At 57.4% G+C, this 13,641-nt stretch carries 13 protein-coding genes; all 13 read left to right on the top strand.

Going from position 1 to position 13,641, the window contains the following annotated elements; translation table 11 throughout:
- The first annotated feature begins 20 nt into the window (after window positions 1–20).
- On the top strand, window positions 21–2,042 hold the full coding sequence (gene kdpB / locus NTX17_10200; GenBank protein MCX5801745.1) for a potassium-transporting ATPase subunit KdpB: 2,022 nt from the start codon (window positions 21–23) through the stop codon (window positions 2,040–2,042).
- Window positions 2,043–2,063: 21 nt separating this feature from the next.
- Window positions 2,064–2,648: a K(+)-transporting ATPase subunit C gene (kdpC, locus tag NTX17_10195; GenBank protein MCX5801744.1), complete on the top strand. Its 585-nt coding sequence runs from the start codon at window positions 2,064–2,066 to the stop codon at window positions 2,646–2,648.
- 139 nt (window positions 2,649–2,787) lie between these two features.
- On the top strand, window positions 2,788–4,482 hold the full coding sequence (locus tag NTX17_10190; protein MCX5801743.1) for a PTS sugar transporter subunit IIA: 1,695 nt from the start codon (window positions 2,788–2,790) through the stop codon (window positions 4,480–4,482).
- Between the two features lie 156 nt (window positions 4,483–4,638).
- Entirely contained in the window at window positions 4,639–5,334 is a 696-nt protein-coding gene (locus NTX17_10185) for a YggS family pyridoxal phosphate-dependent enzyme (GenBank protein MCX5801742.1), read from the top strand.
- Window positions 5,335–5,382: 48 nt separating this feature from the next.
- Window positions 5,383–6,021, top strand: coding sequence for a DivIVA domain-containing protein (locus NTX17_10180; GenBank protein ID MCX5801741.1), 639 nt, complete (start codon window positions 5,383–5,385; stop codon window positions 6,019–6,021).
- A 14-nt stretch (window positions 6,022–6,035) separates the two neighbouring features.
- Entirely contained in the window at window positions 6,036–6,422 is a 387-nt protein-coding gene (locus tag NTX17_10175) for a DUF167 domain-containing protein (GenBank protein MCX5801740.1), read from the top strand.
- 29 nt (window positions 6,423–6,451) lie between these two features.
- On the top strand, window positions 6,452–7,273 hold the full coding sequence (locus tag NTX17_10170; GenBank protein ID MCX5801739.1) for a purine-nucleoside phosphorylase: 822 nt from the start codon (window positions 6,452–6,454) through the stop codon (window positions 7,271–7,273).
- Between the two features lie 70 nt (window positions 7,274–7,343).
- A complete protein-coding gene (gene ileS / locus NTX17_10165; GenBank protein ID MCX5801738.1) occupies window positions 7,344–10,769 on the top strand; it encodes an isoleucine--tRNA ligase in 3,426 nt (1,141 codons plus the stop codon).
- 74 nt (window positions 10,770–10,843) lie between these two features.
- Window positions 10,844–11,221 carry a TraR/DksA C4-type zinc finger protein gene (locus NTX17_10160; GenBank protein MCX5801737.1) on the top strand — a complete coding sequence of 126 codons (378 nt, stop codon included), beginning with the start codon at window positions 10,844–10,846 and terminating at the stop codon, window positions 11,219–11,221.
- Window positions 11,218–11,697 (top strand): signal peptidase II, encoded by a 480-nt coding sequence (lspA, locus tag NTX17_10155; GenBank protein ID MCX5801736.1) that lies wholly within the window; start codon window positions 11,218–11,220, stop codon window positions 11,695–11,697. The genes NTX17_10160 and lspA overlap by 4 nt, the downstream gene beginning before the upstream one ends.
- 19 nt (window positions 11,698–11,716) lie before the next feature.
- Entirely contained in the window at window positions 11,717–12,697 is a 981-nt protein-coding gene (locus tag NTX17_10150; GenBank protein ID MCX5801735.1) for an RluA family pseudouridine synthase, read from the top strand.
- Entirely contained in the window at window positions 12,694–13,134 is a 441-nt protein-coding gene (locus tag NTX17_10145) for an ATP-binding protein (GenBank protein MCX5801734.1), read from the top strand. Before NTX17_10150 ends, NTX17_10145 begins: the two co-directional genes overlap by 4 nt.
- Before the next feature lie 19 nt (window positions 13,135–13,153).
- Window positions 13,154–13,636 carry a Holliday junction resolvase RuvX gene (ruvX, locus tag NTX17_10140; GenBank protein MCX5801733.1) on the top strand — a complete coding sequence of 161 codons (483 nt, stop codon included), beginning with the start codon at window positions 13,154–13,156 and terminating at the stop codon, window positions 13,634–13,636.
- The last annotated feature ends 5 nt before the right edge of the window (window positions 13,637–13,641 follow it).

Here is a 13,641-nt window from a genome sequence, read left to right as displayed (position 1 = left end):
GACTGAAGGAGTAGAAGATCTTGGCAGTCAAAGCTCTTCCTTTCTTTGACCACCAAATAGTTGGGCAGGCCATCGTGGATGCGTGCAAAAAACTGAACCCGGTCTGGCTGCTCAAGAACCCGGTCATTTTCGTGACGGAAGTGGGAGCCGCCATCACTACCCTCGGGCTTCTCTTCAGGTCACGAAACGAGCCGTTCGGCTTTGTCGCACAAGTGACTATCTGGCTGTGGTTCACGGTCCTCTTTGCCAACTTCGCGGAAGCCATGGCCGAGGGAAGGGGGAAGGCCCAGGCCAGGGCCCTCCGGCGGACGCGCACTCAGACTGTGGCAAACCGTTTGAGGACCGACGGCACGGTTGAGAGAGCGCAGGCCGAGCGGCTGCGAAAAAACGATCTCGTCATTGTTTCGGCAGGCGAGCTCATACCCGCCGACGGTGAAGTCATCGAAGGTCTGGCCACCGTGGACGAGTCGGCCATAACGGGTGAATCCGCTCCCGTCATTCGTGAGGCGGGCGGCGACCGGAGTGCAGTCACGGGCGGCACGCGCGTTCTGTCCGACCGGATCAAGGTCCGCGTCACGGCGAACCCCGGCGAGAGTTTTTTGGACCGCATGATCAGTCTGGTCGAAGGTGCACGACGTCAGAAGACGCCGAACGAAATCGCCCTGACCATTCTTCTCTCGGCGCTGACGATCATTTTCCTCGTCGTCATCGTCACCCTCAAACCCTTCGGGCTTTACTCGGGCACGCCTTTTTCCATCACAGTATTGGTGGCATTGCTGGTGTGCCTCATCCCCACCACGATCGGTGGTCTGCTCAGCGCCATCGGGATCGCGGGGATCGACCGCATGGTTCAGAAGAACGTGCTGGCCATGAGCGGCCGCGCCGTTGAAGCGGCGGGAGACGTGGACGTTCTCCTCTTGGACAAAACGGGCACGATCACGCTGGGAGATCGTCAGGCAGCAGAGTTTCTCCCGGCGCCGGGAGTGAAGGTCGAGGAGCTGGCAAGTGCGGCGCAACTTGCATCCTTGGCCGACGAGACGCCAGAAGGCAGAAGCATCGTTGTTCTGGCGAAGAAATATGGTCTCAGAGGGCGCTCAATGTCGGAGATGCCGCACGCCAGATTCATCGCTTTCTCCGCGCAGACGAGGATGAGCGGGGTGGACTTTGACGGCAGGCACATCCGAAAAGGCGCGCCCGACGCAATACGAGACTTCGTCGGGACCGATTTTCCCGTCGAGGTCCACGACGCGGTGGATTCAATCTCATTTTCGGGCGGAACGCCGTTGTTGGTCGCCGACGAAGCCAAGGTTCTGGGCGCCGTTCATCTGAAGGACATTGTGAAGGGAGGGCTCAAGGATCGTTTTGAGAGATTCAGGGCGATGGGTATCAAAACCGTGATGATAACCGGCGACAATCGGCTGACGGCGGCAGCGATAGCGAGAGAAGCAGGCGTGGATGATTTCATCGCGGAGGCGAAACCTGAGGACAAGCTGGCGCTGATTCGAAAGGAGCAGGCGGCCGGTCACCTTGTGGCCATGACCGGTGACGGCACAAACGACGCGCCGGCCCTCGCCCAGGCCGACGTCGGAGTGGCCATGAACACGGGAACACAGGCGGCCAAGGAAGCAGGAAACATGGTGGACCTCGACTCCAGTCCCACCAAGCTGATAGAAGTTGTGGAGGTCGGCAAGCAGATGCTCATCACGAGAGGGGCGCTCACAACGTTCAGCATTGCCAACGACGTGGCCAAGTACTTCGCCATCATCCCTGCAATGCTGGTAAGCGTGTTCCCAGGCATCGCCCCTCTGAATATCATGGGACTCCGTTCGCCTGCGAGTGCCATCCTGAGCGCCGTCATCTTCAACGCGCTCATTATCCTTGCGCTGGTTCCCTTGGCTCTGCGAGGGGTGAAATTCAGGCCCCTGGGTGCGTCCGCGTTACTCAGACGCAATCTCTTTATTTACGGTCTTGGCGGCCTGATCGTGCCGTTCCCGGGCATCAAGCTGATAGACACGATTGTCAATGCGCTTCATCTGGTGTAGGAAGGAAGAAGACTTGTGTCCGTGAAGAATCTAATCACAGAAATCCGTATCTCACTCGTGGCAACGTTATGTTTGGCCACGATTTTGTGCGGGGTGTATCCGCTGTCAATATGGATTGTTGCTCAGGGGCTCTTCCCGGCCAGGGCGAACGGTTCGTTCGTCGCGCGTGGCGGAACGATCCTGGGGTCAAGCCTGATCGGGCAAGAGTTTACCGATGGTAAGTACTTTCACCCTCGCCCCTCGGCAGCAGGCCGGGGATACGACGCCTGCAGTTCCGGCGGCAGCAATCTTGGCCCCACGTCAGGAAAGCTGATTGACGCCGTCGGCCGACGCGTCGTGGAATATCGAAGGGAAAACAGTCTTTCTTCTGATATTCTGGTGCCCGCCGACGCCGTGACCTCATCGGCCAGCGGCCTGGATCCTCACATCAGTCTGAGGAATGCCTTGCTGCAGGCACCCCGTGTGGCGAGAGCCCGGCGATTGAGCGAGAGAACGATTCGCGAGCAGATCGAAGCGCACATCCAAGGTCGTGATCTCGGAATCCTCGGCGAACCCCGAGTGAACGTTCTCATGCTGAACCTGGCCCTGGATGGGGCGTCGAAATAGAGTCGTGATCGTGCCGCTCCGGAGCGCGGTGGACTGAACGTGTTCGGAAATGCTCAAACGTGATGGAGTATGATCGGGAATGCGCGGGAAACATCGAACATGTTCGGGAATGACCGGCAATGATTGGATATGGTGAACCATGGTTGAGAACAGGGCAGACGTATTTCTCAGAATGATCCGCAGTTCCCAGCGCGGACGACTGAAGGTTTACCTGGGGTATTGTGCAGGAGTGGGAAAGACCTATCAGATGCTCCAGGAGGGTCATCGACTCAAGCAGGAAGGGATCGACGTGGTGATAGGGTTACTCGAAACACACGGTCGAGTCGAGATTGCCAAGCTTGCCGAGGGGCTGGAGATCGTTCCAAGACGCAGCCAAGAGTATCGCGGCGTTCCGGTGGAAGAGATGGACGCGGATGCAATCCTGGCCCGCAAGCCTCAAGTGGCTCTCATCGATGAACTGGCTCACACCAACGTTCCCGGTGGCAGGAACACCAAGAGATACGAGGACGTCCAGGACGTTCTCGCTGCCGGAATACACGTCGTCACGACAATGAACGTCCAGCATCTGGAAAGCCTTTACGACACCGTAGAGAAGGCAGTGGGAGTGAAGGTGCGCGAGCGCCTTCCCGATTCCGTGCTGGCCGAAGCCGACCAGATCGTTGACGTGGATCTGAGCACCGAGGATTTGCAGAAGCGTTTGGCGGCGGGGAAAATCTATCCTCAGGAGCGTATCGAGGCCGCTCTAGTCAATTTCTTCAAGATTTCGAATCTGGAGAAACTCCGCGAACTCACACTGAGAGAACTCGCCTCACAGATTGATTTGAGAAGGCGTGAGATCCTGGAAGACGGAAGTGCCGCCACTCCGGACCAGGTGATGGTCTGTCTGAGTTCGCGCGGTCCGAACTCCGAGAAACTGCTGCGCTATGCTTCGCGTCTCGCGGGAAAACTGAACCGAAATTGGTACGCGGTCTACGTTCAGACCCCCTCAGAGGCCGCCACCGCCATCGATGCTCGGACCCAGCGCCTTCTCTCCGACACGTTGACTCTGGCGAAACAGCTGGGCGCGATGGTTTTCACGTACAAGGGAGAGGACGTCGCAGACACCGTTCTCAGGTTCGCCAAGGAATATCGCGTCGGCCACATCATTGTAGGGAGGCCGATTCCCAAGCCCTTCTGGAGAAGACTGGGCAAGAACAGGGACGTGGCCGGGAATCTTATGAAGGGCGCAAGAGGAGTCACTGTCATTGTTCTTGATACCCGTGAAGAGGAAGCACCCGGCGGCCAGCCCGCGATCGACGTTCCGGAAGGAATGACGCCCGAGAAGAGAGCACCCGCGGCCGAGGCGCAGGCGAGGAAACAGTCGACACTGACCGGGCTCCTGTCGCCCCGACGCGTCGTCATCTGGGATCAACCTGTCACGAAAGAAGTGGTTCTCAGAACGCTCGCGGGGAGTGTCTGGGACAGTGTCTGGAAAGACGCCGGCACGGGAGACGCCGGGGTACTGTTTGCCGACGTATTGAAACGTGAAGAGCAGGGTTCGACTTTTCTCAACGAAGGTGTCGCCTTCCCGCACGTGCGCGTGAAAGGCCTGAGCACTCCGGTGGTGGCACTCGGATTGACGAAAAAGGGCGTTTCAGACGTGGTCACGGAGAAGCCCGTAGACGTAGTGTTCCTGATACTCTCTCCGGCCGAGACCCCCGAGGCGCAAGTTCAAGTCTTGGGCGTTTCCAGTCGGGCGGCTCAAAGCAGACATCTTCTTCACAGCCTGAGGCTCGCCCATACTTCCGAGGACGCGATAACCGTGATCCGCGATTGGGAAGCCGCAAACGCGTAGCTGCAAAGCGCCGCATTCACCTCATACTATCTGCAAGTCCGGGACGGGGAACCTGCAGCACCGGTTGATGGAACGCCACTCCGTTTTCTCTATTGCGCGCAAGCGTGCCGGCGGCTATATTAAATAGTTTACAGGAATGAGGATTTTCAGAATAATATGGCGGAATCTGAAATCAGAGCGAGACTCGATTGTCTGGCCGAGAGAGTGGAATCTGCCGCAGCGAGGGCCGGAAGGAATCCGGCAGAAGTAACCGTCGTGGCAGTCGCCAAGACCATTCCGGTCGAGGTTGTCGAAAAAGCAATAGAACTCGGTGTAAAGCACGTGGGCGAGAACAGAGTCCAGGAGGCTTCGCCCAAGTTCGACAGAATCGGCAGGAAGGTCACGTGGCACATGGTCGGGCATCTTCAGACCAACAAGGTGAAGCGTGCCCTGGAGATTTTCGACGTAATTCAGTCTGTCGACAGTGTGAGACTGGGCGGCGCCATAAGTGATAGGGCCGCGGCAACCGGGCGGACCGCGGACGTGCTTCTCGAAGTCAATACTTCCGGCGAAGCGACAAAGTACGGATTCGATCCGGATGAGCTCGCCGGTCACGTGGAGCAAATGTGTGTGCTCGAAGGTATCCGCGTGAGGGGACTCATGACGGTGGGCCCGCTTGCCGAGCAACCCGACGACGCGAGAGGCGCTTTTGTTCTGTTGAGAAGACTCGGCGAGAAGATTTCGAGCCTCGGCTTTCCGAACGTTGACATGAGTGTCCTTTCTATGGGAATGAGTGGAGATTTCGAGGTCGCAATAGAGGAAGGGGCGACCGTGATTAGGGTGGGTACTGCGGTTTTTGGAGAGAGACGGTAGAGACGCGAGTGTTCTATTGCTCACGGACCAGGCATGGAGGTGGATATTTTGAGAATCGCACCGGTTGACATTCGCAACCAACAGTTCAAGAAAGTTGTGCGGGGGGCAGACGCCGAGGAGGTGCGCATTTTTCTGGGCATTGTGGCTGACGAGCTGGAACAGGTGGTCAACAAGGAGAGAGATCTGGAGCAGCAGGTGACAGCACTCGAGGCGCAGGTGGACGAATACAAGAGGGTGGAGACGGCCCTTCGAGACACGCTCCTGACTGCCGAACGGGTGAGTAGCGAGTCGAGAGAAAACTCCAGGAAAGAGGCCGAGCTTATTCTGAGGGATGCGGAGCTCAAAGCGGATAGAATACTCGACGATGCTTCTCGCCGCGCCGGCGAGCTCAGAAGGGAAATCGTGGACCTGAAGAACCAGAAGGACATCTACGTTGCCCGACTTCGCTCTCTCGTGGAGACCCAACTCAAGATATTGAGATTTCATTCCGTGGACATGGAGGAACAGGAAGAAGCCATCTCGAAGCTCTCGGAGTCTCAGCGAGCCCTTCGGTTGGATCTTGAAGAAGCCAGAACGGGCGCCGCGTCTGAATCGGACGAAGGGCGAGGCTCCGCTGAGCCGGGGGAGCACGATGCCGAGCCGGAGGGCGTCCCGTACGTGGAAGTCCGCACAACCGGGGGAGACTAGCTGGATAAGAAAACGTGAGCAGGAAAAAGGACAAGAGCGAACGCGATAAGACAACGAGACAAACCGTGGGAGAGGGGAACAGGCAGAAGAAAACCGCCGAAAGGAAGAGTTGCCTGTTGAAAGTCAGGGTTCAGCCCGGCGCTTCAAGAACGGAAGTCAAGGCTCTGATGGCCGACGGAAGCGTGAGCGTACGACTCAAGGCTCCTCCCGTAGAGGGAAGGGCGAACGTGGAACTCACGAAGCTGCTATGTCGAGTCTTTGAGCTACCCGAGTGCTCAGTGAAGATCGTGAGAGGGCTGACGTCAAGACACAAGAGCGTGGCCATCCGGGGGATGAGCGAAGCGGAGGCGGCAGAACTCGTTGCACGCGCGCTCGAGTCGGGCGGGCTGCCAGATTCGTGAACTGCAATTGGAGGGGGTGTCCAGACTTGGTGAGCGATCTCAAGAAGAAAATCGACGAAGCCGCGTCTTTCATAAGGTCCAACGCCAAGACGTCGCCGGTAATCGGGATAATCCTGGGAACGGGACTGGGACAGCTTGCGGACCATTTGCAGGCAGAGGTCACGATTCCGTATTCCGATATCCCAAACTTCCCGGTTTCCACCGTGGAGTATCACGCCGGAGAACTTGTAATCGGGACGCTTGCGGGCAAGGCCGTCGTCACAATGCGGGGCAGAGTGCATTACTACGAAGGCTACACGATGCAAGAGGTGGCCTTCCCCGTCCGCGTGATGAAGGCAGTAGGGGCAAGGGTGTTGATCCTTTCGAGCGCCGTGGGCGCGATGAATCCCGACTATGAACCCGGCGATTTCGTGATCGTCCGCGATCACATAAACCTCATGGGTGACAATCCTCTCATCGGAACGAACGACGATGACCTCGGTCCCCGTTTTCCCGACATGAGTCGAGCCTACGACGGGGACCTCATCGGGCTGGCGCAGGAGGCGGCGGACAGGGAGAAGGTCAGGGCTCACAGGGGCGTGCTCGTCGCGGTCTCTGGTCCCAATCTTGAAACCGCGGCCGAATATAGATTTCTTCGCATGACCGGAGCAGACGTGGTGGGAATGTCCGTGGTCCCAGAGAATCTGGTCGCAATTCATTCCGGCATGAGAGTTTTGTGCCTCTCGGTCGTTACCGACAAGTGCGTGCCCGAAGAGCTTGAGCCAGCCGACATAGCAAAGATTCTCCGGGTCGCGGAGGAGGCGGAACCCAAGCTAGCTCGAATCGTAATGGACGTCGTGAGTCGCATCTGACAAGTCAGTCGCCGGCAACAGTCGCATCTGAAGGGGATCGGCGAACATCGGACGCGTTTGGCCAGGAAATATGTTTGAGAGTTTCGGAAAAGATCTGACGTACGCAGCGAATGAGAAGAAGATAATCGAATTCTGGAAGACTGCTAGCATTTTTGAAAAGAGCCTCGCCCTCAGGTCTCAATCGCCGCGCTTTGTCTTCTACGAAGGCCCGCCGACCGCCAACGGGCTTCCCGGCGTGCATCACGTGATGGCCAGGACGGTGAAGGACCTGGTCTGCCGCTACAAGACGATGCAGGGATTTCTGGTCGAGAGAAAGGCGGGGTGGGACACGCACGGCCTGCCCGTCGAGATCGAAGTGGAGCAGGAACTCAACATCACGAGCAAGGATCAAATCGAGAAATACGGTGTCAAAGCCTTCAACAGACGCTGCAAAGAAAGCGTCTTCAAGTACGAAAAGGAGTGGAGACAGGTAACGGAGAGGATCGGCTTCTGGCTGGACCTCGATCACCCATACATTACCTGCACGAACGAATACATCGAATCGGTCTGGTGGCTTCTCAAGAAATTCTGGGACAGAGGAGCCATCTACCGGGCGCACAAAATACTGCCGTATTGTCCGCGTTGCGGAACGCCCCTCTCCAGCCACGAGGTGTCACAGGGATACCGGGACGTCGAAGATCCCTCCGTCTACGTGAGATTCAGGCACAAGACGGAACCGGGCACGTCGTTCCTTGTCTGGACCACGACCCCGTGGACGCTCATCTCGAACGTGGCGCTGGCAGTTCATCCCGAAGAGAAATATGTGAGAGTGAAAACCGGCGGCGAGAGTCTCATTCTTGCCAGGGCGAGAATCGGCGCGCTGTCGAGTCAGTACGAGATCGTCGAGGAGTTCCCGGGAGGAAAGCTCGAGGGCAGCCAGTACGAGCCAGTGTTTCCTTTCTTCGCTTCCACCCCCGACGCCTTCAGGGTGGAGACTGCGGAGTTCGTGACGATGGAAGACGGCACGGGTATCGTGCACGTCGCCCCGGCCTTCGGCGAGGACGACTACAATCTGGGAAGGGAGAAAAGTCTCCCCGTGCTCCAACCCGTCGACGGGGAGGGGCGTTTCACGGAAGACGTCACGACGTGGGCCAACGTGTTTGTCAAAGACGCGGACAAAGACATAATTCGTGACCTGCTGAATCGCGGGCTCCTTTACGGAGAGGAGAAGGTGGTCCACTCGTACCCGTTCTGCTGGAGGTGCGATTCGCCGCTCATCTACTACGCAAGAAAATCGTGGTACATAAGGACCACGTCCTACAGGGATCTCATGGTCGAGTGCAATAGCAAGGTCGAGTGGTATCCGAGAGACATAGGGGTTTCCAGATTTGCAAACTGGATAGAGAACAACGTGGATTGGGCGCTCAGCAGAGACCGTTTCTGGGGCACTCCTCTCAACGTCTGGATCTGCGAGGCGTGCGCAAAGGAAGTCTGCGTCGGCAGCATAGAGGAACTGAAGAATCTTGGCGCCGTTCTTCCACAAGATCTCGATCTCCACAAGCCGATGGTGGACGAACTCGTTCTGAATTGCCCGGCGTGCGGCGGCAGCATGAGACGCACTCCCGAGGTGATAGACTGCTGGTTTGACTCCGGCAGTATGCCGTACGCTCAATGGCATTATCCTTTCGAGAACAGAGACAAGTTCGAGCAGAACTTTCCGGCCGACTTCATCTCCGAAGGCATGGACCAGTCGAGAGGTTGGTTCTACAGCCTCCTCGCCATTTCGTCTTTTGTCTCCGGAGAGTCCAGCTTCAAGAGTGTCGTCCCGATAGAGATGATTCTCGACAAGAACGGGCAGCGGATGAGTAAGTCGCGCGGCAACGCGGCGGAACCCGCCGAGATTCTCGAGAAAGAAGGCGCGGACGCCCTGCGTTGGTATCTTGTGACCACGAGTCCGCCCTGGATACCCACGAAATTCGACAGGGACGGCGTGACCGAAGTGGCCAGCAAGTTTCTAGGGACGCTGAGGAATACCTGCCAGTTCTTCGTGCTGTACGCCAACATTGACGGTTTCCGGCCTTCCGGCGCCGGCCCCTTCGAGCCCAAGCCTTGCGGCACGGATTCGTCGGGGCGATCTGGTGCAGGCGGGCGTCCGAAGGTCGGCTACGAGCTTTCCTTGATCGACAGGTGGATTATCTCCAAGCTCAATTCGCTGACGCGCCAGGTCGGGGGCGACCTGGAGAGCTACGAGATAACCCGGGCCGCCAGGGCGATTCAGGAGTTTGTGATAGAGGACCTAAGTAATTGGTACATAAGAAAATGCAGGCGAAGATTCTGGAAATCCGAGCTCGGCCCGGACAAACTCGGAGCCTACGAGACTCTTTACGGCGTCCTCAACAACGTTGCCAGGCTGATCGCGCCAATCGCGCCTTTTGTGAGCGAGGAGATTCACCAGAAGATCGCGCGCAAGGGGAACACGTCGGTTCCCGAGAGTGTTCACCTTTGTGATTTTCCTCAATTCGACGAGAGCGCCATTGACAGCGCCCTCGAAGAGAAGATGCGCGCCGTTATGGACATCATCTCCCTCGGAAGGGCACTGAGAAACGCCGCCAGGAGAGAAATCCGCGGAAGGGCACTGAGGAACGATGCCAAGTTCAAGATCCGCCAGCCTCTGCGGGCAGTCTATGTCGTCGGGGCCAAGAGGGTGGCGGAAGAAGCGCTTGCCCAGTTCGGTGACCTTGTGAAGGAAGAACTCAACGTGAAAGAGGTGCGGATCGACAAGAATGTCCCGGAAAAAGCTCCCCAGGATGACAGAAGCGTGACTGAGTATGTCGCAAAGCCAAAATTCGAGGCTCTCGGCCCTCGTTTCGGTAAGAGGGTGAACGAGGTTGCGAAGGTCATCAAGTCTCTGGACCAGGAAGGGCTCCAGAGAATCCATTCCGGTGGAACGGTCGAGATAGAGACCTCGGAGGGAAAGGTGGTTCTTTCCTCCGCCGAGGTTGAGGTGACGGAGAAGAAGAAAGAGGGTTTGGAACTTGCCCTGGAATCTGCCGCGTTGCGCTGTCCGGTAGAGAGCGAGGAACAGCCTGTCTTTGGATGGGGTGACAGAGAAGGCACGTGGGGCGTTTGGCTGACGACGAAGATCACGGACGAGCTCAGGCGAGAGGGCACGGTTAGGGAATTCGTTCATCGGCTCCAGTCTCTGCGGAAAACGGCCGGGCTCGAAGTCTCTGACAGGATTGTCCTGTACTACGAAGCCGGTGCAAACCTGAGATCGATTCTTGAGGCCTCCAGAGACTACATAGCCAGCGAAGCCCTTGCCGAGAGTATCGAGCCCGCGCTGCCCGGGGACGTTGCCGGGATTGCTGACAAGCAGGCTAAGGCGATTGAAGGAGAGTCTCTTGCCGAGCGCGTAGAACCGGCGTTACCGAAGACCGAAGCCTCCGGAGGCTTCGCGCTGGAAGAATGGACCCTCGATGGAGAGAAAGTAAAGGTTGCGCTGAAAAAGGCCGAATAATAAGAAAGGACTCATAGAAGCGAGAGACCCGGGTGGTCGAGGACCGGAAGGCAGACTCAGGAGGGGTGAGAAACGTGAACAAGAAAGATCTTAAGCACTTCGAGAAGAGGCTGATGGAAGAGAGAGAAGAAGTGTTGGTGCAGTTGGCTCATTTGGAGAAAGATGTGCTGAACCAGACGCTGAAGGACTCTTCGGGCGACGTCTCGGCATACACGTTCCACATGGCCGACCTCGGTACCGACGCCATGGAGAGGGAGAAGTCGTTTCTCTTCGCCTCGGCGGAAGGAAGGCTGCTGTATCACATCAACGAGGCCTTGAGGAGACTCTACAAAGAGGAGTACGGGAACTGCGAGTCTTGCGGCCAGCCCATTTCTCCGGAAAGACTCGAGGTGGTCCCCCACGCAAGGCTTTGCATAAAGTGCAAGGAGAAAGAAGAGAAGGCCGGGCAGTGAAAGGGGGGCAGGGGTCGTTGAAGAAGTTCCTGTTTGTGCTTTCGGGCACGCTGCTGCTCGACCAGGTCTCGAAGCTCGTCGTGCTTCGCCTCATGCAGCCGGGCCAGTCCATACCCCTCCTCACAGACTTCGTGCGCCTCACTTTTGTTCGCAACTCCGGCGTCGTTTTCGGGTTACTTTCCGGACACAGAACTCCTCTCATTCTCACGACCTTTCTCACCATACTCGTTCTCCTGTTCCTTATCTTTCGGTCAAGAAGAAGTCGGCCCGGCATGTCCTTCTCCCTTGTCCTTGTTCTTGCAGGCGCAATCGGCAACCTGATTGATAGACTGAGGCTCGGCGGGGTGGTGGACTTCATCGACGTGGGCTGGAAGAGTGTGAGATGGCCCGTATTCAACGTGGCCGACACCGCAGTGACCGTGGGGGTGTTGCTCTTTCTTTACCATTCTCTTCTCACGTGGCACCCCGCAGAATGATTCTTTCCTGGTTTGTTCCATGCCGAAAATCCTCAAGAAGAACATACCCCACGCCTCCGAGGGGAAAAGGCTTGACGTAGCGGTCGCCGCGCTCTTTCCTCAGATTACCCGCTCGCAAGCGCAGAGACTCATAAGAGAAGGCAACGTCAGGGTCGCCGGTGAGACGGCCAAGAGCAGCCAAAAAGTGAGGGCGGGCCAGGAACTGACGCTGACGCTGGTGGAACCGGAAGCCAGCGTGCACGAGGCCCAGCCAATTCCGCTTGACATAGTTTTTGAGGACAAGCACCTTGTGGTTGTGAACAAGCCTCCTGGGCTCGTAGTGCATCCAGGAGCCGGTGTGAAGAGTGGTACCCTCGTCAACGCACTTCTTGCCCACTGCGGAGACCTTTCCGGAATCGGCGGCGTCTTGCGTCCGGGCATAGTACACAGGCTCGACAAAGGAACCTCGGGCTTGCTGGTTGCCGCCAAAACGGATCAGGCGCATCTTTCGCTCGCAAAGCAGATTGCACAAAGAGAGGTTGCACGCAAGTACCATCTGGTCGTGTGGGGCCTCCTCAAAGAAAGCTCGGGAAGAATCGAAGCTCCCATCGCGAGACACAGAATTCACAGGAAAAAAATGGCAGTGGACTGGCAGAGGGGCAAGAAGGCGGCCACGCGTTTCTCCGTTCTCGAGCGGTTTTGCTTTGCCACTCACGCCACGGCTTCGCTTGAGACTGGAAGAACGCATCAAATAAGAGTACACTTTTCGTACCTGGGCCATCCCGTTTTTGGGGATCCACTGTACGGGGGTAGAACGAAGGCCGTTTCTAGGCTTGGCGGCGAAAGGAGAAGGGAGGCATCCGACATGCTCGGTTTGATCGAGCGTCCTGCGCTCCACGCCGCTGCGTTGACATTCAGGCATCCGATCAGCGGGGAGACGTTGTCCTTCGAGATCCCTCTTCCTGCTGACATCCAAGGACTCCTTGAAGCCTTGAGGAGAGGCCAACAGGCAATCGCGTGAACGCTAGCCGCAATTCTTCCATAAAGCTGATAATACCCGGCAGCTTGGAGTTTCTTCGTGTGGTTGACAGGGTGAGCGACACCGTGGCCGACTACGTCGGGTTTGACGAGGACGAAAAGAATGCGATTGCGATATCCGTGATCGAGGCGAGCACGAACGCCATTCAGCACGGTTGCGGATGCAGCGATGCGAAACACGTGATTCTGTCATACCAGATCGAAGAAAACCTTCTAAGAGTCACCGTCTTGGATCCTGGCGCCGGTTTCGATCCCTCCTGCGTGAAGTGCCAGTTGGACGAGGCGGCGGTGGAATCCAGGGGAAGAGGGCTCGCGATAATCAAGTCATTGATGGACGAAGTAGTTTTTGAATTCGAGGGCGGAACCTCGGTGACGATGGTCAAGAGGAAAGGCTCTGCCTCGGAGAAGACCGGGACGTAGAAAGACTGGAACACGGCGTATGGGTCGCGTGATGGGAATAGATTTCGGGACAAGAAGAGTAGGCGTTTCCATCAGCGATCCGGGCGGGGTGGTGGCCGGGAATCCTTCTGTTCTCCACGTGAGAAGCCAAGAGCAGGCGATCACAGAAATCAGGGAGCTCGTGACCCGGGAGGCCGTCGCCGAAATTGTAGTGGGTCTCCCCTTGTCTCTCGACGGCACTTCCGGCCCGCAAGCGGAGAAGGTCACGAGCTTCGCTTCCAAGCTCTCTTCTGCCTGTGGCGTGAAGGTGACTTTGTGGGACGAGAGACTCTCGACCGCGGAGGCGGAACGACTGTTGTTGGGACTGAGCAAACGCGCGAGGAAGAAAAAGGAAAAACGTGATATCGTGGCCGCGCTCCTGATACTCCAGTCATTCTTGAGTCGAAGGGTCAACACAACCCGGCAGGAAGGCTCACGCCCTGAAGAGAATGGCACACATTCCGAACTGAATGGCTCACCGTAAACGAC

It is taken from the genome of Candidatus Eisenbacteria bacterium (assembly GCA_026388185.1).
Lineage (GTDB): Bacteria > Eisenbacteria > RBG-16-71-46 > JAFGJU01 > JAFGJU01 > JAPLKG01.
Note: the sequence above shows the minus strand (reverse complement) of the source record. Positions and strands in the feature narration are given on the sequence as shown.